The sequence below is a fragment of the Paenibacillus sp. NRS-1781 genome (assembly GCF_050467745.1).
GTDB lineage: Bacteria > Bacillota > Bacilli > Paenibacillales > Paenibacillaceae > Paenibacillus > Paenibacillus terrae_A.
On the sequence record NZ_JBITPI010000015.1, the window covers coordinates 280,973 to 303,501 of the forward strand.

General features: G+C 48.1%; 11 protein-coding genes and 1 pseudogene. 3 read left to right on the forward strand and 9 right to left on the reverse strand.

What is annotated here, in order from left to right; translation table 11 throughout:
- Positions 1 to 27: 27 nt before the first annotated feature.
- From ACIFO6_RS05950 to ACIFO6_RS05990, 9 genes and pseudogenes are all read right to left on the reverse strand, one after another.
- Entirely contained in the window at positions 28 to 855 is an 828-nt protein-coding gene (locus ACIFO6_RS05950) for a copper amine oxidase N-terminal domain-containing protein (RefSeq protein WP_430038996.1), read from the reverse strand.
- Between the two features lie 489 nt (positions 856 to 1,344).
- Positions 1,345 to 1,515, reverse strand: a pseudogene (locus ACIFO6_RS05955) (family 43 glycosylhydrolase); the annotation flags it as partial.
- Positions 1,516 to 1,545: 30 nt separating this feature from the next.
- A complete protein-coding gene (locus ACIFO6_RS05960; protein ID WP_430038997.1) occupies positions 1,546 to 3,678 on the reverse strand; it encodes an endo-1,4-beta-xylanase in 2,133 nt (710 codons plus the stop codon).
- 67 nt (positions 3,679 to 3,745) lie between these two features.
- Positions 3,746 to 4,669 carry a carbohydrate ABC transporter permease gene (locus ACIFO6_RS05965; protein ID WP_430038999.1) on the reverse strand — a complete coding sequence of 308 codons (924 nt, stop codon included), beginning with the start codon at positions 4,667 to 4,669 and terminating at the stop codon, positions 3,746 to 3,748.
- 581 nt (positions 4,670 to 5,250) lie between these two features.
- Positions 5,251 to 6,225 (reverse strand): ABC transporter permease, encoded by a 975-nt coding sequence (locus ACIFO6_RS05970; RefSeq protein ID WP_430039001.1) that lies wholly within the window; start codon positions 6,223 to 6,225, stop codon positions 5,251 to 5,253.
- 14 nt (positions 6,226 to 6,239) lie between these two features.
- A complete protein-coding gene (locus tag ACIFO6_RS05975) occupies positions 6,240 to 7,907 on the reverse strand; it encodes an ABC transporter substrate-binding protein (RefSeq protein WP_430039003.1) in 1,668 nt (555 codons plus the stop codon).
- A gap of 409 nt (positions 7,908 to 8,316) precedes the next feature.
- A complete protein-coding gene (locus ACIFO6_RS05980) occupies positions 8,317 to 8,430 on the reverse strand; it encodes a putative holin-like toxin (protein ID WP_430039005.1) in 114 nt (37 codons plus the stop codon).
- Positions 8,431 to 8,512: 82 nt separating this feature from the next.
- Entirely contained in the window at positions 8,513 to 10,297 is a 1,785-nt protein-coding gene (locus tag ACIFO6_RS05985) for a sensor histidine kinase (protein WP_430039007.1), read from the reverse strand.
- The gene (locus tag ACIFO6_RS05990) at positions 10,294 to 11,925 is read right to left on the reverse strand and encodes a response regulator (RefSeq protein WP_430039009.1); all 1,632 of its coding nucleotides are present in this window, start codon (positions 11,923 to 11,925) and stop codon (positions 10,294 to 10,296) included. Before ACIFO6_RS05990 ends, ACIFO6_RS05985 begins: the two co-directional genes overlap by 4 nt.
- Positions 11,926 to 12,068: 143 nt before the next feature.
- Here ACIFO6_RS05990 and uxuA point away from each other — a divergent pair, with 143 nt between their 5' ends.
- From uxuA to ACIFO6_RS06005, 3 genes are all read left to right on the forward strand, one after another.
- Positions 12,069 to 13,205 carry a mannonate dehydratase gene (uxuA, locus tag ACIFO6_RS05995; protein WP_430039064.1) on the forward strand — a complete coding sequence of 379 codons (1,137 nt, stop codon included), beginning with the start codon at positions 12,069 to 12,071 and terminating at the stop codon, positions 13,203 to 13,205.
- Positions 13,202 to 14,056, forward strand: coding sequence for an SDR family oxidoreductase (locus ACIFO6_RS06000; protein WP_430039010.1), 855 nt, complete (start codon positions 13,202 to 13,204; stop codon positions 14,054 to 14,056). The genes uxuA and ACIFO6_RS06000 overlap by 4 nt, the downstream gene beginning before the upstream one ends.
- A gap of 304 nt (positions 14,057 to 14,360) precedes the next feature.
- On the forward strand, positions 14,361 to 22,526 hold the full coding sequence (locus ACIFO6_RS06005) for a leucine-rich repeat protein (protein ID WP_430039012.1): 8,166 nt from the start codon (positions 14,361 to 14,363) through the stop codon (positions 22,524 to 22,526).
- Positions 22,527 to 22,529: the final 3 nt, after the last annotated feature.

Genomic DNA, 22,529 nt, shown 5'->3' on the forward strand with positions numbered 1-22,529 from the left:
AAAACAATATCGTCTGGGTATAACAGTTTACCACTTTAGAGTTCTTCCTTTAAAAAGGATATACTCCAGTTCACCTTTCATGATTTTTTTGTTTTCTATCGTGCCTGGATATGGCATGTCCAGGCTACGTGTAACGATTTCATCCTTATCTATACTTGGCCGTTTACGATTTCTATTTTCTGTTGTCGTACTATTATTAAAGATAAAAGTGGTATTCAAATCTTCAATACCCTCATCAAGTTTCTTCCCGGTTATATTCTTAGCTGTAATAGTTAGATGAATCTTTTCCCTCCCCATGGTCAATTTGTACGATAACAAATGGAAAGCATTCTCATTGTCTACCGGTACTCTATCCAAATCTTCAACATTCTCCATCATAGGTGTCTTCATTAATTCCTTCCCTGAGAGGGAGTACAGTTTATTTTGTTGATCCCATTCCTGATGTATATTTAGTTGCGTCGTAAGTATTCCTAAAGGAACAAATATCGAATTTTTGTAAAGAACCGGGACGGTATCCATCACGGACGTGTTTGAATCCGTAATAATCTCAGTTGAGTCCATTTTAAACTTAACCTGATGCGACCCAAACTGAATGATGGCCGTTTTGGAAGTCGGGTCATACGTCGTGTGTCCCCCCAATAAATCGTTAATAGATCTCAAAGGCACCATGAAGCGATTGTTCTTATCAATATAAGGGGCTTTGGGCGTCGTAAATAAGACATAGTAATTGTTGATTTTCAAAAATGGCGTGCTTGGAGCTAGACTCTGAGCTAATAATTTTCCAGTAAAAGCTTCTTGAGAAAAACAAAAAATCATCACACTTAAAATCATAATCTTGAATAGCAGCTTTCTCACAAAATATCCTCCTTAAAACAAGAGGGGCAAAGCCCCATCCGATAAAATTTAATCTAAAATAATATCAATCGAATAGACGGATTCTCATAAATATATTTTTTTCCGGTAAATGAACTTGTGACGTGCCTACAACAAACAACGAAGATACACTCTTGAACTTCAAAGTTCATTCATCTCCCTAAAATTTTCGTTATCAAAATTACATAAAAACCACTAGAATCCTTTTTTACCAATCACAACACAAATCTATTATGTACAAATCTATACATTAAATCAAGATTAAGATTATATATCTTACCATTTTTACAATAAGCATAAGTGAATATCTAAAATGTAATCTATTCAGGCCAACACCTGCTGTTTGCTCACAACTTCCAAAGCTCTATTTCTCATAATTAATGCTTTAAATGTACCGTCACATACACCTTACCGTTATCATCAAACAGCAGGGACAGATCTATGTTTCCGTAGGGAATACGGATCGCGTCAGACCAGGTTACGGCTTTGAAAAATCGGCAAGCCCGGCATATATTCAAACGAGCTTGCCGCCATGTAGTAATCCTCTCCGGCACGTATCGCGCTCGGATCAGGATAAAATCCGGGGACAACCGCGGATTCGTCTATCGTAAGGTAGCCATAGCTCCAGCTCTCCTGTTGCACAGCTCTATTGATTGATCTGATTCAAGCTATTTATTCGTTGCTCCCTGCTGGCAGCGGCGGTACTTTGGACGGGTCGACAAGCGCCCAATAGGCATATTTGGCCTTTAACCGTTCGTCGAACAGCAGCGGCTTATCCAGCCGGGCAATCGGGAACATACTGAGCCACGTATTTCCATCATCCGTACCCCAAATCGTCACATTACTGATATGCTCCTGCTGCCTTGAAAACATATCGAACAACGCCCGATAGCGGTGAGCCTGTCGGATCAGCATGGCTTCAGGTATCGTTTCGTACCGATCTGTATCATTAGAATACAGGCCCATATCCAGCTCCGTAATCTGATTATCCAGACCGAGCGAAGCAAATTTTTCAATGGACTGCTCAATCTCGCCAATAGCAGGAAACTCCAGTCGGATATGTGATTGGTGACCTACGCCATCAATCGGTACTCCTTTAGCGAGCAAATCACGCACCAAATTGTATAGAAAATCCCGTTTCTTCGGTTCATGCGTGTTGTAATCGTTAATGAACAGTCGGGCGTTCGGACCCGCCGCTTCCCGCATGATACGGAATGCTTTGTCAATATAATCCGTGCCGGTAATCTGATACCACTTGCTGCGGCGCATACCGTCCGGCTGGTCGGGATCAATGACTTCATTCACCACATCCCAGTCGGTGATTACATTTTTATAACGAGCGGCAACAGCACGAATATGCGTCTCCAGCCGATCCAGCAAAAGCTTTTTATTTTCCGAGGTCGGTGTCATCGGCTGTCCATCCTTATCCTTAAACATCCAATCCCCGGTCTGGTTATGCCACACCAGTGTATGGAAACGGATAGCAATCCCATGCTGCTGTGCAAATTGTACAATCCGGTCTGCTTCTTTCCAATGGAACTGTCCTTCGGAAGGCTGCAAGGAGATCGGCTTCATCGCATTTCCGGCAACGACGCTGTTAAAATGCTTCTGCACCAGTTCCCCGTAAGCCCCTTCTGTCTGGAAAGCTTCAATAGCCGTACCGAGGCTGAACTGTCCTTGATACAATCCATGCAAAGAGGGAATGTCCTTCTCAATCGCCAGCGGCGGCACAAGCGACAGCTCGAAATCATCCATGTAAAAGGAAGCCGTACCTTCTGCCGTTTCAAAGTACATAGAGACGGTATCCTCATCACGCGCAAGAGTATACGTTCCGGATAAATGCGTCCATCCCCCAGTCGTGATAGCCGTGTTGCCTACCACCGTTTCATACGTACTTTCACCTTGATGATCGCGCTGTACGCTAAGCCGTACCTTAGCAGGCTGCTGCTCGCTCGGTGCCAGCTTTACCCAAGCGCTGACCGTGTAACGGCTGCCTTTTTGCACCGCAGCAGTCACGTCCAGCTTTGGCCCGGCGTATGTTTGTTGTCTGCCTGTCGTCAACAGACTGTACGATCCGGTTCGTGCATCGACATTCGACACCTGCACCGTCTCGGCACCCATACGGGATACCCAGCCTTGAGCCGTACCGTCCTCGAAACCGGATACGATACCATTGGTCGGCTCCGTTGGCGTTTCGGATACCTGCCTGATTTGCACCTCATCCAGATAATAGGCCTGTGCGGGATTCGAGCTTTCCACATACAGCTTCAATGCATCCATCCCCCCGGTGAACGTATATGTCCCTTGAAGTTTGACCCACAATGTATCCATCGTCTCCGTCTGCGCAACCGTCTTCCATGTCGTAGCCCCGCCTGCCTGCTGCTGCTCCACCGTAAACTTAATCAAGCTCGGAACCGCAGAATGGCCGTCCAGCTTCACATAGCCGCTAATCTGATATTCCACTCCCGGCTGCAATAGTGGCTTCACATCCAGCTCCGCCCCGTTCCAGGTAGCCGTACGGGCAGTTACCTTGAGACTGTGCGTACCCCCGTATGCGTCCTCCGAGACGGATGCAATTTGGGTATAAGTCCCTCGAGGCTTCCAGCCCTCACCGTTGCCTTGCTCAAATCCATACGTCCCGATGGCCTTATTCACACCTCCAGTCGCCAGAACCGTATCTGCAACTGGCGGGGAATGTTCCACAGCTGGAATCGCCTCTGCGACAGACGGGCCCCACCACCACACGGGCAATAGCAGCACCCCGACCAGCACCAGACCAAAAGATTTGTACCAAAACGACCTCAACGCAATCCCTCCATACCCATATTTTTGAAATATAAGAAAGTGAGTTTTACACATTTCCGGTCCTTGCTTATCCCTTGACACCGCCCAGAGTCATGCCCTTCACAAAATATTTTTGTAAAAAAGGATAAACCAAAATAATAGGTACAGACGCCACAATCGTCATCGTGGCACGAATGGAAGTAGGAGTGACCGACTTCGCCAGATTTTCCGAGCCTGCGAATTGGCTGGCATAATCCTGAGCGTTCACGGACGTGTTGGAATTTTGCAATATTTTCATCAGCTCATACTGGAGGGTGCTCCACTGCTCATACGACGAATTGTACAAAAATACATCGAACCAGGAGTTCCATTGCGCCACCGCCGTGAACAGCGACACCGTTGCCAGCACCGGGACACACAGCGGCAAAACGATACGCATAAAAGTCGCAAACTCCCCCGCCCCATCTATACGTGCCGACTCCAAAATCCCTTCCGGCAAGCCTTCAATAAAGGAGCGAATCACAATCACATTGAACACCCCGATCAGCCCAGGCACGATATACACCCAGAAGCTTCCCAGCATCCCCAACTCACGAATCAAGAGAAAATTTGGAATCAATCCACCGTTAAAATACATCGTCAAAATAAAAGCAATCGAGACAAATTTACGCAGCACATACTCCGGCCGACTGATCGTATACGCCACCATCGCACAACAAAACACCGAGGTCACCGTACCCACCACCGTACGCAGCACAGAAATCAACGTGGCATGAAAAATCGTTGCTTCCTTAAACACAAATTCATAATTGCTCCACGTAAACTCACGCGGCCACAAATAAATCCCACCCCGAATCGAATCATTCGCTTCATTCAGCGAAACCGCCAGCGTATTCAAAAATGGATACAGCGTGAACACCATCAGACACAGCATAAATACAATATTGCACGCATCAAAAATCCGATCCGATGGCGCCCGAAACCGCCCGTGCAAGGCCTTCCCTTTGCCCATAGCGCCCTCTCCTTTCTAAAAAATAGCTTAATCATTCTAGTTCGATGATCAGGACAGTTGCTGGTGGAGATATTGGTCTTATATTTTAGAGTGTTATATTTGTATTGTTATATGAATTAATGTTAATTTAGTGGATTATTATCCCTATTAGAAGCTGTGATTTAGTTCATCCATAAGGTTTTGATAAGGTCAGCAAAGCGGCCTGCTAAAAATCCACTGACTTGCACCTATAGTATGCATGAACACGCACCTTCTGCTATCACCACCACTAGCTTAATCCTAAAAACAAGCGATAGCGAAGCTGAGCCAACGATCCATGATCGGCAGTTACTACAAGGAAGCGCGAGCACGCGCCTTCCCTCAAGTTCTCCCCTGCCACCACCCTCAGTTCTTAAAAAAAGTGACTTTATGGCGGGTAGCAGCGGAGCGGGCAGAATTGTTCTGAAGAAGCGGCAGCGGTCGCCTTTATCCCCGGATTCCAACCTCTAATGTTTTATGATAAAAAGGAATCCGGGGGTAACAGCGATCGGAAGAACAATCTGCACGCGAAGCGCCTCTATCCCACCATAACTCGCTTTTTTCTAGAACAATCTCTCCTCCCCTAACCGCTTCGCAATATGATTGGCGCTAAACAGTAAAATAAAGCTGACTACTGTTTTAAACATCCCGGCAGCAATCGAAAGCGAGAAGTTACCCATCTGAATACCATATTTCAGCACAAAAATATCCAAATTTTCCGAATAATCCACGTTCATGCCGTTACCCAATAAATATTGCGGCTCAAAGCCCGATTCCAGCAGGTTGCCGATGTTCATAATGAGCAGGATGATGAATACAGGCTTTAATCCTGGCAAGGTCACATGCCAAATCCGCTGGAAACGCCCGGCTCCGTCCATCTCAGCCGCCTCATACTGCGAAGGATCAATCATCGTCATCGCGGCCAAATAAATGATGGTATTCCAGCCGACATTTTTCCATACTTCCGATGCACCGAGAATGCCCCAAAAATAGCTTCCCTCGCCCAGCCACAGGATAGGCTCCTTGATCAGCCCCAGCCACATCAGCACCTCATTGACAATGCCGCCATCCGCAGACAGCGCCGTACTGATAATGCTCGCCGCGACGACCCACGAAATAAAATGCGGCAAGTAGCTAATCGTCTGGACCACTCGCTTGAATACGATCTGACGAAGCTCATTCAGCAAAATGGCCAATATTATAGCAGTCACAAAGCCCAGCACCAGATTAATGAAGCTCATCGCCAGCGTATTGCGCATCACCCGTAGAAAGTGTTCATCCTGAAACAGAAAACGGAAATGCTTCAACCCAACCCACTGCTGATCGAGCAGCTTACGGGCAGGCTTAAAATCCTGAAAAGCAATTGTCCAGCCCCAAATTGGCAAATATTTGAAAATAAACAACCAGATTAAAAAAGGGATGGACATCCATACCAGTGCCCGCTGCTGGTTCAGCTTGTGCATGAATCCTCTAAAGCCGGTTCGCCGTGAGGGCGGCAAATGGCTCTGTGAGGTCGTGACAGGTGCCGTGTGGCCCATAACTGCTTCCTCCTTTATTTTTTACCAGCAGTTTCGATTTTTTTGACAACCTCCTTCGTAATTAGCTCCTCATACTCCTTCACATCCAGCTTGTTGAATTCAGTAGTGTACTCATTCCAAATCGCCTCAAACTGCCCCGGTGCAGACAGCACTAAACGCGGGAAATATTTGCGTTGCAGGTCGCCCTTCTTTTGCTGGAAGAGCTGCGCAGGTGAGCCTTGGGCAATCGGGATACTCCAAGCCGGATACCATGGGCGCTTGTCTGGGGCAGAAAACATTTGCGAGAAGGACTCTACACCATAGGCTTTTAGCAGCTTTTTATCTCCCTCGGTGTAGGACATACGCGCAACCTCAGGCTGTCGCCCGGGGCCAACCGAGTTGCCATCAGGCAGGGAAGAACCGTTGCCATATCGCGGCCAATTGTATTCAAAATATTTGAACCCGAATGTCTCGCGGAACGCATCCTTACCAGTCTCAGTAATCTGCTTCTCAGTACGATAAAAGCGTCCCTTTTCATCTATCTCATAGGTTTCACCCTTGATTCCCCAGTTGGATAACACCTGATTTTCATCTGTCAGCAGGTTATCAAAAAATTGGATCATACGCACCGGGTCCTTGGCGCTAACTGTAATTCCAATGCCCCGGTTATTAATGAAGGATGGAGGATCAAGATACTGATCCTTCATATTTTGATCGTACACAACGGGCAAAGCCACATATTCCAGATCATCATTACCTGACTGCTTGGCAGCTTCCCGTAGGTTATTCAAAGCCTGCCCAGCCTGCCAGCGGTAGTCGAAAAAGCCCAGTACTTTACCTGAGGTCAGCTTTGCCAAGTATTGATCGTAATTGTCCACGAAGGAAGATTTATCGAACAGCCCCTCGGTGTTGAGCTGATTCAGTTCCTTCAGATACTGTTTGGTCATGTCCTCATCTCCGTAATCCGTGGCCTGGTGCGATTTCATATCGATCATCGTACCACCATCATTCGGATAGCCTGCCAAATGCATCGGCGCATTCGTAAGAGCGAAGAACTTATCCTGCGTGGTTAACGCCAGGTACCCGGTCAAGCTTTCGTTTGCATGCTTTTTCTCGTAGTTGCGAATCAAAGTCAAAAACTCGTCTAACGTTTTGATTTTTGGATATCCCGCTTCCTTCAACACCCTGCGCTGCACCCAAAAAGCTCCCTGTTCCACGTTAGGCGCGGGTAAATAATCGCCTACCACCGCACTGAGCGGCAAAAAATAAATGTTTCCGTCCTCCGCCTTCATCAGGTTATAATACGGTTCGTATACGCGTTTGATATTCGGACCATATTTATCAATCAAATCATTCAGTGGAATAAAGGCTCCGGCATCCAGCAGCTTATCAATCGTGCCATCAGGCACAATGGCATCCGGGTAATCGTTACTGGCAATGAACGTACCGATCTTCGTGTTGGCATCGCCTACCAAATGCTCCAGCTTCCAGTTTACGCCCGTCTGATCCTCCAGCATTTTGCCGATCCGCGTCTCATTCGTATGGATGTCCTTACCCGCACTCGCATTAAAATACGTGAACGTGATCTTCTCATTAGGATCTCCTGTTGTAGGCTCCTTGCCCGCACTTCCTGAGCAGGCAGTGATCATAGATACCATCATGATGAATACCAGACTCATGGTCCCGAATCTTTTGCTTGCCATACCAGATCATCCCCTTTCGGCCTCTTTGTCGGTTGTGTGTGAACATCGTACGGACATACCTCAAGCACTGGAAATCTCGCGCACTCTAAATTGTAAGCACTTTCATTTTATGAAATGCCATGAATTTCGTTTACCCGCCAATCTAAAGATGTTACTTAGAAAACTATAGGAGTAGGCCCAACACAGTAAAATAAACACCGATCCAGCATCAGCGTCCATTTTTAATGCAATCCCCCTTGACTCCATTGTCAATAGGATTCTCGTTGTGATAAAATGAAACAAAGAAGATTATAATAAAAAAGAGCAAGGATGCGGTAACATCCCTGCTCTTTAACAACAGCCACTTATAAGGGCGGTGGCTTTGAACTAGGTGCAGAAATAGACCGCTAACCTTTGTCCGAGGAGCGGTCTATTTCTTTTTGCTTTGGTTCAATGCAATGACAATCGTGACGATCCATCCGATCAACGCAATAATTAGCGTACCGAACATCATCATTAATGTCAGCGTATCTTTAACCTCCACAGGCATCACCTCCTTTGCAGGAGACTAGCCGACCGCGCCATCTAAGCCGTTCTGTTGTTAGGGGAATTATACCATATGGATATCATTGAGCGGAAGAACAAAAAGACTCCCGATCCGCCGGAATGATAATACGGATCTCCGTCCCCTCGCCGGGTGCGCTGCGAATGGCAAGCTCAATGCGGCTTCCGTAGTAAAGCTTGAGACGATAGATCACATTTTGCAGACCTATACGCTCGCCCATGTCCTTTTGACTTTGCATATATCCATATAACCGCTGCACCTGTTCCGCCGACATACCGACACCATCATCCCGCACGGTTAATATCAACCGCCCCTCCCTGTGCTCAAAATGAATCTCGATGCGTCCCCCATGCTTCAGTGGCTCAATGCCATGAATGCTTGCATTTTCAACCAGCGTAAGCACAACCATTTTAGGAAGCAGATAGTCCAGGTCCTCGGGTCGTGCCTGCACTTCGTATTGTATCCGCTCCCCAAAGCGGTATTGTTGAATTTCCAGAAAACAACGAATCAGCTCCAGCTCCTCCCGCAACGTGACTCTATCCTTGTTCCACACCAACGAATTGCGGAAAATTCGTGCCATATTATGAATAATGCGGGCTGTCTCGTCCTCATGCTTCATCAGACTCCGCATACGTATCGTCTCCAGCGCATTGAACAGAAAATGAGGGTTGATCTGGCTGTGAAGTGCATTAAGCTGGGCATGCCTGCGCAGAATCTCCAAATTTTTTCTCTGAATATCCGCCACATAGACATCATTAATGAGTCGCTTTATTTTGAGCATCATTCGATTAAATTCACCCGTTAGCTGCCCGATTTCATCTCGCGATTCTGTACCGGGAATCAGTTCAAAATGCTGATTTTTCACCTTTTTCATATGCTTCAGAACACGATGAATGCGCACGTTCAGCGAACGTGTAATCCAGATGATGATCAAGGTAGGCAGCAGCATATTCATGCAGGTTAACAGCAGCACAAAATTGCGGGATTTCTCCATTTCATACAGCACTTCATCGCCCGACACCGCAGTCACAATGCTCCAGCCATTGAGATTACTCGTCAGCACATAATTTGTCTTGAACTCTATCGTGTCCTTGGGCTGCTGGAGGGTGCTATAGGCCACGACCTTATGATTGATATCAATCCTGGGATCGGTCGTATATTCGATTTCCCCCCGTTCGTTGAGCAGAAAGAGACTGCCCCGCAAATTCAGATTATGGAAAATCTCTTGAATGGACGACATTCGCAGCTCTATTTTCAGTATTTTCTCGTGGCCATTTTCGGAATAAAAATAGTTCATCCGCCGAATCAGGCTAAAGGGATGCAGTTGTTCGCCCGTACCGTCGTCAGTACGTACAAATATAGGCTTGGACTGCCGTCCGGGCGGGATTTTGGCATACCAGGGCAAGCTTTTAACCCGCTCATCTATAAAGCTGATCCCCCCGGAATCCAGTAGAGTCGGATTATCTGTGTAGATCGTCATTCCACCCACAGAATGGTATACAGGACTGGAAGTATTGTTTAACATACGACGTAAATAAGAATCATAGGCGGCAATATAGTCAGTGGGATGGGGGTAGGCTTGCTCCAATAGTTCGTTTAGCTGATGATCGGTATAAAAGATAGACGAGATTTCCATCGCATCTTCAAACTCACGGTAAAATTCAATTTTGATCTGCTCCAGCGCACGGGAAATATCCTGCATACGCTGTTCCTTCACATTTTGCGAGGTGACATGGTAAAAAATCAGATTGGTCAGCACCACGGGCACAAATACACAGAGAAAATACAGCAGCAGCATTTTATCCCGCAGGCGGACATGATCAAGGGTTGAGCGCAGCATCCTCATTCGCCGCCCCTTTGCCGCTCCCCACGGATATTCAGACTACTGCGGTATTCGCTTGGCTTGGCCTGCACCAATTTCTCAAATTGGGTGACAAAATAATCCGGGCTGCCAAAGCCCACACGCTCGGCAATTTCATAAATGCGCAAATCGGTCTGACGAAGCAACCGTTTGGCCTCCTGAACCCGTAATTGCAGCAGGAATTCGTTAAAGTACACTCCGTACGTTTTTCTGAACAATTGGCCCAGGTAGACCGGATTCATGTAAAAGCGGGCTGCTATACTTTTCAGGTTAATATTCTCTGCCGCATGCTGCTCAATGTAGGTTCGGATGTGCTGAATTCCTCCCTGTTGACGCTCCTTGCGCAACACCCCAATCATGCGGCTGCTTTCCACGGCAAAAGCTGTAAATAGTCGCTGTAATTCACCCAGCGACAGGTTCATATCCTGCCAGCCCATCATAGGCTCTAATGACTGAAGCGAGCGTTCATCACCCTGCATATTTTGAATGACCCGCACAATGCTGATTACGCATTGATGCAAGTTCATTTTCACACCCTCCGGGGCGTAATGCTGCTCACGAAAGCTGCAAAACAGATGATCTACGGTCGAATATAGCTCCTCCAACCGTATCTCCTCTATCTGCTCCGTCAAGCAATCCAGTACATTCTGATGGATCGTCCTACAGTGGAGCGCTGGCATTCCCTCCTCCTGATACAGGACAATGCCGCTGCGGTCATGAATGTATTTATGGAGCGCCGCTTCCTTGGCACGTTCATAGGACCGATGGATATCTTGCAATCGTTGAACAGGGCTTCCCACGTATATAAAGACCCGGTTCCCCATCTGATTTTTCAGTAACTCCAGCCCCTCTAATTCTCGTTGTAGCGCTTTCATACAAGCGTTCGCCCTGGATTCAAAGCACTTCAAAAAGAAGTCTGGCAATATGATGCCAATCCGGTTACGGTGCTCATGGACATAGAGAGGATACTTACCGTCGATCAAACGATAAAGTGCCTGCTCTACAAGCTCTCTGAATTGGAAAAGCGACAGCGGAACAGCGGTGCCATCGGGACGCCACGGATGCTGATCATTCAACTCGACGAGCACATAGTACATATGGGCAGCTTCTCCAAGACGTAGCTGCTGTTCCCAAGCCGTCACCACGACGTCATCCTCCCCATTCATCATCAGTGTCTCCAGCAGCTCACCTGTACGGCGACTCTGATAGAGCTGTGCATTCTGCTGCTCATGATGCAGCCTTTTACTTAGCCTGCGCAGTGTAGCCGAAAAATCCTTCTCATCAATCGGCTTGAGCATAAAATCGTGAACCCCGTAGCGAAGTGCCTGCTGTGCATAAGCAAAATCACTGTAGCCACTCAAGATAATAAACGCAGGATGATCCGTCCCCCGTCCGAGTACACAACGAATCAGCTCCAATCCGTCCAGCACAGGCATACGAATATCGGTGATGACCAGATCAGGGTGAACGCTGCCGATCAGTTCCAGTGCATCCTCACCGTTATCCGCCTCCCCAACGACCTCAAAGCCGCAGGCTTCCCAATCCATGAGTTGAAGCAGTCCTTTGCGAGTGAATATTTCATCATCCACTACAATGGCTCGATGCAGTTGCATAACCTACTTCCTCCTTTTGGTTTGTGCATCATTTTATTTTGGTTAACTATTCCAATTGTCTTTAGCCATATGGTAATGTGGAAACATCGGGAAATGGAAATGGCTGTTACACCTATCATATGACAAATGGGGCGGTGCAAAGCATGCGCATGGTATTTCGTTGGTTCGGTGAAGGAAACGATACGGTAACGCTGGAACAAATCCGACAAATTCCGGGGGTAGAAGGGATCGTGTGGGCGCTACACGATATTCCAGCCGGAGAAGAATGGCCTTTGGAGCGTATTGTGGCATTTCGAGAGCAGGTTGTACAGGCGGGATTTCACAACGAGGTCGTTGAAAGTGTGAATGTGCATGAGGATATCAAGCTCGGACGACCGACACGGGATCAGTATATCCATAACTACATACGTACATTGGAAAAGCTCGGCCACAACGGCGTGAAGGTCGTCTGCTATAATTTTATGCCCATTTTTGACTGGCTACGCACCGATTTGCACAAGGAACTGGAGGACGGCTCCACGGCCCTTTTTTTTGAAAAGTCACGCATTGAAGGGATTGATCCGTTCGAACTGGTACGCCAAATTAACGAAAATAGCTCGTTAACCATGCCCGGCTGGGAACCGGAGCGCATGGAGCATCTGACGGCTTTGTTTGAAGCGTACACCCACGTCACGGAGGAAGACCTATGGCGGAATCTGGCTTACTTTCTGGAGGCCGTTATTCCCGCTGCCGAACGCTGCGGCATTCGGATGGCTATTCACCCCGATGATCCGCCATGGTCTGTATTCGGACTGCCACGCATCATTACAAGCCAGGCTCATTTGCGCAGGCTGCTGGCGCTGTATGACAGTCCGGCGAACGGGATGACCCTATGCTCTGGCTCGCTGGGAGCCAATCCCAAAAATGAAATCGTTTCCATGATTTATGAGTTCAAGGATCGTATTCCGTTTGCCCATATCCGCAATGTGCGTGTATCCGCTAACGGAGATTTTATCGAAACATCTCACCGAACTCAGGATGGAACCGTCGATATTGCGGGCATTGTCCAGGCGTATCACGATGTTGGCTTTACGGGCTACGCCAGACCGGACCACGGTCGCCACTTGTGGGGAGAGCAATGCAGACCCGGATATGGACTGTATGACCGCTCACTTGGGATTATGTATTTATGGGGGCTGTGGGATGCATTGACATGTAACCAGGTCCGACACATTTCTCCTGTTCCCAAGACGGAAACCACGCTGACCAGATCAGTCCATACGAAGGAGTCGACCCTATGAGCACACTTTCTCTACACCCTTCACTGGCAGGCAAAACAGCAGTAGTTACAGGCGGTGCCGGGGTGCTATGCAGCGCGATGGCCCGCGAGCTGGCAAGGCAAGGCGTGAAGGTCGCTATTCTGAACCGAACGGAAGAAAAGGGCCTGCATGTAGTCCATGATATTCAGGCCGCAGGCGGAGAAGCGATGGCTGTGGCCTGTGACGTCACCGAAGCTGACAGCGTTCGGCGGGCCGAACAGGCGGTACGCGAGCAATTCGGCGCTTGTGATATTCTGATCAACGGAGCCGGAGGGAATCATGCGAGCGCCAATACCACCCGCGAGACATTCCGGTTGGAGGACCTGACGCAGCCCGATATCACCACCTTTTTCGAGCTGAGCATACCCGGTTTTCGCCAGGTGCTGGACGTCAATTTTATCGGAACGCTCATTCCGACACAAATATTCGCACAGGGCATGACAGGACGTTCAGGAGCAGTCGTGCTGAACATTTCCTCTATGAGCGCTCCCAGCCCGATGACTAAAGTTCCGGCTTACAGCGCAGCCAAGGCTGCCATTAACAACTTCACACAATGGCTGGCTGTCCATCTGGCTGAAGCGGGTATTCGCGTCAATGCCATAGCACCGGGCTTTTTTCTCACAGAGCAAAACCGCAGTCTGCTAACCCGCGAGGACGGCTCCTTCACTGAACGTGCAGATAAAATCATCGCCCACACCCCTATGCGCCGCTTCGGCGTACCGGACGATCTGCTTGGCACCCTGCTGTGGCTCGTGGATGAACAGACCTCCGGCTTTGTTACGGGTACAGTGATTCCGGTAGACGGCGGCTTTATGTCGTATTCCGGGGTATGAGCAGCACCCCAAAAGCCGCTTGAGCACTTGAGCCAGGCGGCTATCGACACAGCTTTCCTTTCCTATCTTTTCCCGATTACATAGACTCCGAGAATCGCTTGAAAACAACCTGCATCACACCTCCACAACACGATGGAATCCTTCAATACTGTAAATTTTAAAAATTAGATATTGACTATTTCTATCATTATTAAGTATATTGATAATGATAATCATTATCATTTTAGGCGAATGGTGATGCACATCAATGGATCCTAATGGATCTTTTTTTACTATACCAATATATTTTCAGGAGGGAACAAGATTGCTGAAGGTTTGGAAGAATAAATGGATTGCAGGCTTTCTCATCGCCTTACTCGTAAGCAACACCCTGTTTGCCGCAGGATTAGGCTTCGCGGCGGTGGCCACAGATGAGAGTAACGTTATACCTACACTGGCTAGTGCAGATCAGACAACCAGTGTAGTAGCAAACGCAGACCCTAGTGAACCTAGCTTTAAAGAAAAGCTAGAAAAGGGGACTCTAAACAACAGCGGAATAGGCAAGAAATCCGTTGCAGAAGTAACCTATGAAGCATCAGGAGAAACCCACGTAACACAAGCCACCTACGAACCCTCAGGGAAAGTAACCGTGATTGTGGAATTACAAGGAGCTCCGCTCATTTCCAGTGCTTCCCCCAAAGCTTTCGGCAATCAGCTGAATGCTCTAAGAAGCAGCGAGCGTACCCTCACAACCCAGCATGAATCGGTAAAAAACCAGATTCGCGCACTCTCCACAAAAGATTCATCTTCCTTAAAAACTTTCGGTCTAAGCAAGATAACCGCTCCCAAACTGGAAGTCATCTACGATTATTACATGATTATGAATGCGATTTCGCTAAAGGTAGACTACCAGCAGTTGAAGGAAATTCGACAATTGCCTGGTGTGAAAAACGCCTGGGTAGCCAACACCTATGAAAAGGTCGTGCCTGAGCAGTCCATAGAGCCTCTCATGGCAAACAGCTCAGGAATGATCGGTTCTCCTGCGGCTATTACAGCCGGCTATACAGGAAAAGGTACGACGGTGGCTGTTATCGACACCGGTCTGGATTGGAAGCATGAAGCCTTTTCCACGAATATGCCTCCCTCACTGACCCTAAAACATACCCGTAAGAAGGTCAGTGACATCCTAAACAGTACCGATATGTCTGCTGGCAAAGTGAATGTAGATGATATCTACATGGATGACAAGGTGCCCTTCGCCTATGACTATGCTGACAAGGACACCAATGTCATTCCCTCAGCCAGTTCTGACAATGCCCACGGCACTCATGTAGCAGGCACTATAGCTGCCAATAGTGACAAAGTAAAAGGGATTGCACCTGATGCCCAGTTGATGATCATGAAGGTGTTTGATGACATCAACGGATTTACCAATGATGCTGACATCATTGCTGCGTTGGACGATTCAGTCAAAATGGGTGCAGATGTCATCAATATGAGTCTTGGCTCCAATGCGGGCTTTTCCACAGCTGGAGAAGCAAGTAAGGATGCCATGTACAGCAGGATTGCGAGCGCTGGAATCAACCTTGTGGTCGCTGCCGGCAACAGCTACAGCTCCGCTTATCAAAACCAGTCCGGCTCCAATCTTCCGTATGCCAATGAGCCCGACAGTTCCATCATAGCCGCTCCTTCCACCTATGAAGCTGCCTTATCCGTGGCAAGCATGGTGAATAGCGGTATCTCGGACGCCCCCTATATTCTCGCAGGGGATCGAAAAATTGTTTTCAACGATACCTCCAGTGCCGCTGATCCCAAAATACAGGCGTTGAACCGTACATACGACTATGTATACGCTGGTTATGGGACCGCGGAGGATGTCCAGAAGGCAGGAGATTTAAAAGGAAAAATCGCCTTGTTGTCCCGTGGTGGCCAAATAAGCTTCCAAGAAAAGGTCGGGGCTGCCTATGCTGCTGGCGCGGTAGCTGCTGTTATTTATAACAATGAAGCTGGCAAAGCCAATATGGATATCAGCTCCTATTACATTCCAGCCGTTTCCATTACAAAGGAAGACGGAGAGTTCCTTGTGAACCTGGATAATAAAAAGCTGGCAGTGGACGAAAAATTCAGAACGAATGCGCCTAATCCAGATGGATACAAGATGTCGGAGTTTTCTTCATGGGGCGTATCACCGGATTTAAAGCTGAAACCCGAAATCACTGCACCCGGAGAAAATATTTACTCTACTGTTCCCGGCAATCAATATGAGTCGATGAGCGGTACCTCTATGGCTTCTCCTCATATTGCCGGAGCCGAAGCTGTAGTGAAACAATATGTCATCAACAAATTGAATATTGCAGATGCGGTCGAACGAGAAAAGCTGGTGCACACCCTGCTGATGAACACTGCACACCCTGCCAAGGATGAGGATCAACAATACTACTCCCCACGTAAGCAAGGCGCAGGCTTGGCGAATGTGCACGAAGCAGTTACGACAGGAGCTTATTTGACTGTAAAAGGCAATGAACGGCCTAAAGCCGAGCTAGGCTACAACAAAACAGGAGCCTATTCCTTCACCTTTGATATTCACAGCATATCGGATGAGGCATTGACCTATGCCCTGAATACAGCGGCTCTATCAGAAAAAATAGTGACGAAGGATGGCAAGAGCCTCTTTGCGCAGAAGTCTACAGACTATGCGGAAAAGGGCATCCAAGTACAATACAGCGGTGCAACGAACGGCAAAGTAACTGTACCTGCACGCGGCACAGCAAGCGTTACCGTGAAAATTACGCTGTCAGATGCACTCAAAGCACAGTTCGATCAGGCTACTAAAAACGGAACCTTTATTGACGGGTTCGTGATGCTGAATGCGGAAAAAGGCGTGAACCTCTCCATGCCGTTCGTCGGCTTCTATGGGGATTGGGGACAACCTCGCATTTTCGATGGTACGGAATATGGCAAGGAAGGCTACTCTATGCTAGGCAGCACAGTTTATAACTTGTATCCCGGTGCGCAATATCTTCTGGGACAAAACCAAGTAGCCATTGCGCTTGGTCAGGAGTGGGGTGTCATGCCAGAGAAATTCGCAATCTCCCCGAACAGCTTGGGAAACAGCTCAAAAATTTTGGGTATCTCAACGGGCATGCTGCGGAATGCAGAGAGCTTGAAGTATACCATTACGGACCAAGCCGGAAACATGGTCAAAGAGTTTAATTATTCGCACGTCCCCAAATCCATCTACTATCCAGGCTCTGGTGCAATCAGTTGGGCGGAGGCTCTTCTGGGCGACCAGCCTTTCTTTGACGGACTGGACCAGAATAATGACGAAGTACCAGAAGGAATATATACCTTTAAGATTACCGGGGTAGTCGCAGGTACAAACGGGCAGGGAACCGATTCCTGGACCTTTGATTTTGCCTATGACAAAACAGGCCCCAAGCTAGCCGATTACAGCATTTATAAGGAAAACGGTAAAACGTATCTGAAGATGTCCATCAAGGATAACCATTATACCAGCGGGCTGCAATTAGCCACAGCAGATGGCGGCGGTGCTCTGTCCAATCTGGTTCCAATCAGAGATGCTGATGAAAAATTGGCTGATGGACAATCCGTCAATACCGTGACGATGGATATTTCCGATTTGCATGACAAACTGACCAAATATGGACTGCCTACCGACAAAATTCAAGTCGATATGTTCGACTATGCCTTCAATACCAGCAGTTCAACCATTGTTCTTGAAGCAGTCGGTACGGAGGGGCTCACACTGGATAAGGAAGCTCTATCCTTAACCGTCGGTACAACCGAGGATCTGACAGCGAATATTACGCCAGTTAACGCTACGTACAAAACGGTTACCTGGGCAAGCTCTGATCCGGCCATAGCCACTGTAGATACAGAGGGAGCCGTTACAGGCGTAAGTGCGGGAACGGCCAGGATTACCGCCACAACTAATGGAAAGTCCGCTTCCAGCCAGATTACGGTCACACCGATCGGAAGCCAGGGAATTGTACTGAACCGGGCTGCGTTGAAGCTGACCGTTGGCTCGAACAAGCCATTGAAAGCCACAACCAATCCCGAAGTGGTTTCCGGTCCGATCACCTGGACCAGCTCCAATGAGTCCGTTGCCAGTGTGGATCAGAATGGAATGGTGAAGGCAAAAGCGGCCGGCACGGCAACCATTACAGCAACAGCCTCGGGGAAATCCGCCACCAGCCGAATTACGGTAGAGGGAGCCTCCAACTCTGAATTCACTATCGTGAGTGGAGTTTTGACGAGCTATAACGGCTCCGGCGGCCACATTGTCATTCCGGATCATGTGACGGAAATCGGCGAAGAAGCCTTTGCCTATCATGAAGATATTTTGTCCGTGAAAATTCCGGACTCGGTGAAAAAAATCGGCAGGGCGGCATTTGCCTATAACAAGGAGCTTAAAGTTGTCACCTTATCGGAGGGACTGGAAGTGATCGGGGAAAGCAGTTTTTCCGATCTCGCCAAGCTTGAACAAATTACGCTGCCAAGCACGGTGACGGAAATCGGCGATAATGCCTTTGCCCGTGACACAGCTCTGAAAGCGATGCATCTGCCGGATGGTTTAACCCGAATTAAACAGGGAGCCTTCCGGGAAACCAATAATCTCGTTTCCATTAATATTCCGAACAATGTAACGGAAATTGGCGACCATGCGTTTTACCTTACAACCAGTCTGAAAGAAATCAAGCTGCCAGGTAACCTGAACGACATTGGCCGTGCAGCCTTCTCTTCCTCGGGGATCAGATCCGTCGAAATACCGGACTCCGTCACTTCCATCGGGGACGAAGCCTTCTGGGGAAGTCGTATCGCTTCCGTCAAATTGGGCAGCGGGCTGCTCACTATTGGGCAAAGGGGCTTTGCGGAAACGCTGATCTCTTCTATCGTCATCCCGGACAACGTGACCACCTTGGCTTACAGTGCATTTGCTGAGAATGGGAAATTGAGCAGCGTTACCATCGGGAAGGGCCTGACAGAAATGGGCCCGCAAGTATTCGACAGTACAGAAAGCTCAAGCCTAAAAAATATCGAAGTGTCTGTGGGCAATACAGCCTTCTCAAGTCAGGACGGGGTGCTTTTCAACAAGGACAAAACGACCTTGGTCCGCTATCCCGCCGGACACGGCCGGGATGCCTATACGGTTCCTGACAGCGTGACCCAAATCGAAGATTATGCCTTCCATGTTGCAGCCCATTTGAGCTCCATCACGCTTACGGATGGCCTGCAGAGCATTGGACAACAGGCTTTTGATTCCAGCGTCAGCTTGCTTTCCCTGACGATTCCCGACAGCGTCAAAACGATCAGGAAAGCGGCATTTACCCACTCCGACAAGCTGGAAAAAGTGAAATTGGGAGATGGGGTAGAAGAGCTGGGTGCGTATGCATTCGCTTATAACTTCAAGCTGACCAGTATCGATCTTGGCAAAGGAGTCAAAAAAATTGGCGACTATGCCTTCCAATATAACAGCAGTCTGGTGGAAATCACCTTCCCGGATCAAGTGCAGTCCCTGGGCAGCAATGTACTGGGCAACTCCGAGCGGCTGTCCATTGTGAATATTGGAAAAGGCGTGACCTCCATCGGCGGTAATCCTTTTGCCAGCTCACTGATGATCAAGAGTGTCAATGTTGCACAAGATAATGATTTTTATGCCAGTGAAGATGGTGTGCTGCTGGATAAAGCCAAAACCAATTTGATTTTATACCCTGCGGCTAAGCCGGATGCTTCTTATCAAATTCCGGCGACCGTAAAGGAAATCAGTAATTATGCTTTCCAAAGGGCACAGTTCCTTACAGACATCCAATTTCCTGAGGGATTGCTGACCATTGGTACTTCTGCCTTTAGCAGAACCAGCAATCTGAAATCTGTTAAACTGCCTGACAGCTTGACGGAAATCGGAAGCTTCGCCTTTTCTGATACAGGCATGGAAACAATTGTGTTGGGGAGTAACCTAACAAAAATTAACGACTGGGCCTTTGCCTTCTCCGAACATTTGAAGTCCGTTGCCATTTTGGACAGTAATACCACACTTGGAGAGTTTGCCTTTGTCGGTTCTCCTAACCTCAGAACGGTAGTTTTGGGTGAGGGTGTATCCAGCATCGGCTGGGCAGCTTTTAGCGACACACAAAATCTTACTCTTTACGGTTGGCAGGGTTCTGCGGCAGAAGAGTACGCCGGAAGCAACTCCATTCCATTTAAGGTGTATACGCCATTATCCGTACATCTCAAAGCCAATCATGAAGCTTCAGAAGGCACCATTGCTTTGAGTGCTGAGGCTACTGGCGGGATCGGGAACAAATCGTACTCCTTCCGGGCGTGGAATGAAAGTACACAGCAGACTGTAACGCTCGACACTTATTCTGCAGGCAATGCCTACCAGTGGCCGACTCCACAGGCCGGCAAGTATATCGTTTATGCAGATACGAAGGATGAAACCGGAGTAAGCAAAACAGGTACCCGGCAAATAGAGGTGCTGGCGTCGGGTGAAGTGATTATTTCGGCCATTCCGGCCACGATCAGTCCAACAACCCACAACTTTGACCTTGGCCATCCAACAGATGTGACCACGGAAATTACCTGGAACGAAGCCCATAGCGTCACACAAGCAGTCTATGGAGTGAACCAAGGTCCTAGCCGAAGTGTCACAGAAGCTGTTTATGACAGGGACGCTCTGATCCAAGGTCATGATTATACCGTTAACGGAAATACTCTGACGCTGAAAAAAGGCTTCCTTTCCGGCTTAAATCTGAAAGAAGGCGACACCGTCAGTGTTGAGTTGCTCTTTGACTTTGGAGACAAAGCGGTATTGATCATTCGGGCCATCCAAAATCCTGTGGAGGTAGATGCAAGCATTAGCCCGAAAACAGCCAGCTTTGACAAAAAAGCGAGCAATCAGGCAGATGTAGAAACGACCATCACTTGGAACAGTGCAACGTCTATTACAGATATCAAGCTGGAAGGGGCATCCATTAGAGAAGCGGCTTACACCGTAGACCAGGATGTGCTCACGATTAAGAAAGAGTATCTGGCAACACAGCCGAAGGGCAACCTTCCGTTGACCGTGCAATTCGATAAGGGCGACGACGCTGTGTTTATGATCAACATTTCCAATACAAGCAGCAAAGATGACGACGACAGCACGGATACTGACACCGGCTCTAGTCCTGGTAATAGCACAGGCAATGGAACTACTGGCAGTGGAACTGCTAGTAGCGGTGCTGGTAGCAGTTCCAGCGGTAGCTCCACAACCGGGACGCCGAGCACAGCCTCGTCTGTCCGCGTGCTGGATGCCAAAGGGAACGTGATTGAATCATTTAGTACCAAGCTGAACACCAGCACAGGTGTAGCTACGATAACGATGGATTCTGACTTCCTGAACAACGCCTTCGCCACATCCCAGGCGGATGGCAAAGGAATGAAAACCGTAGAGGTCACGGTTGAATCCACCCAAGCGAAATCCTATGAGCTGACACTGCCAGCAAGCTTTGTAACCGCAGCGGATGCTTCCCGTGCCATTAAAATCAAAACGGGTATCGCGGTTGTAACCCTGCCAGGTAACATGCTTGGAACGGCTGGAACAGCAGGAGCACAAAATATTACGCTCGAATTAAGCTCCGGCAGCAAAAACAAGCTGGATGCACAAGCGAAGTCCGATATGGGTACTCGCCCTGTCGTTGAGCTGAATCTGAAAGCAAACGGTAAGCTATGGCCTTGGAGTAATAACAATGCGGCTGTAACTGTAGCTATTCCGTATACACCTACAGCAGCCGAGTTGAAAAACCCAGAGCATATTGTCATCCAATATGTAGATGCAGCAGGTCATGCTACTCCAGTGACTTCAGGAAAATATGATGTGCTAACTGGACAAGTCAGCTTTACCACTCATCATTTTAGCCAATATGCTGTAGCCTATGTCGAAAAATCCTTCCCGGATTTGAGTCAATATGCTTGGGCCAAGAAACAAATTGAGGTACTGTCTTCCAAAGGAATCATCAATGGCACAACAGATACTAAATTCTCCCCTGCGGACAAGATCACACGGGCGGAATATCTGACACTATTGGTAAAAACACTGGGACTGACCACAAGCTTCGATAGCAACTTTGCCGATGTTAAGCAAGGAAGCTATTACTACGAAGCAGCAGGCATAGCCAAAAAACTGGGTATCGCAGGCGGCTCTGGTGACAACAAATTTAATCCCAGTGCCCCTATATCCAGACAGGATATGATGGTCTTGACGGACAAAGCCCTGCAAAAAGTAAATAAACTGGCGGCTACATCCTCGACGACTGCACTGGAATCCTTCAGTGATCGCACAGATATTGCTGGTTATGCTGCTTCGAGTCTGGCAGTGCTGGTTCAAGAAGGACTCATTACAGGTTCAAATGGCAAAATAGCCCCTAAAGCACCAACAACTCGTGCAGAGGCTGCTGTATTCCTGTACAGAATCTATAACCAAAATTAAAAT

Bases quoted from the DNA above. Each gene is read 5' to 3' on its own strand.
- ACIFO6_RS05985 (WP_430039007.1), bottom strand. From the start codon at position 10,297: ATGAGGATGCTGCGCTCAACCCTTGATCATGTCCGCCTGCGGGATAAA.
- ACIFO6_RS05970 (WP_430039001.1), bottom strand. From the start codon at position 6,225: ATGGGCCACACGGCACCTGTCACGACCTCACAGAGCCATTTGCCGCCC.
- ACIFO6_RS06000 (WP_430039010.1), top strand. From the start codon at position 13,202: ATGAGCACACTTTCTCTACACCCTTCACTGGCAGGCAAAACAGCAGTA.
- ACIFO6_RS05990 (WP_430039009.1), bottom strand. From the start codon at position 11,925: ATGCAACTGCATCGAGCCATTGTAGTGGATGATGAAATATTCACTCGC.
- ACIFO6_RS05975 (WP_430039003.1), bottom strand. From the start codon at position 7,907: ATGGCAAGCAAAAGATTCGGGACCATGAGTCTGGTATTCATCATGATG.
- uxuA (WP_430039064.1), top strand. From the start codon at position 12,069: ATGCGCATGGTATTTCGTTGGTTCGGTGAAGGAAACGATACGGTAACG.
- ACIFO6_RS05965 (WP_430038999.1), bottom strand. From the start codon at position 4,669: ATGGGCAAAGGGAAGGCCTTGCACGGGCGGTTTCGGGCGCCATCGGAT.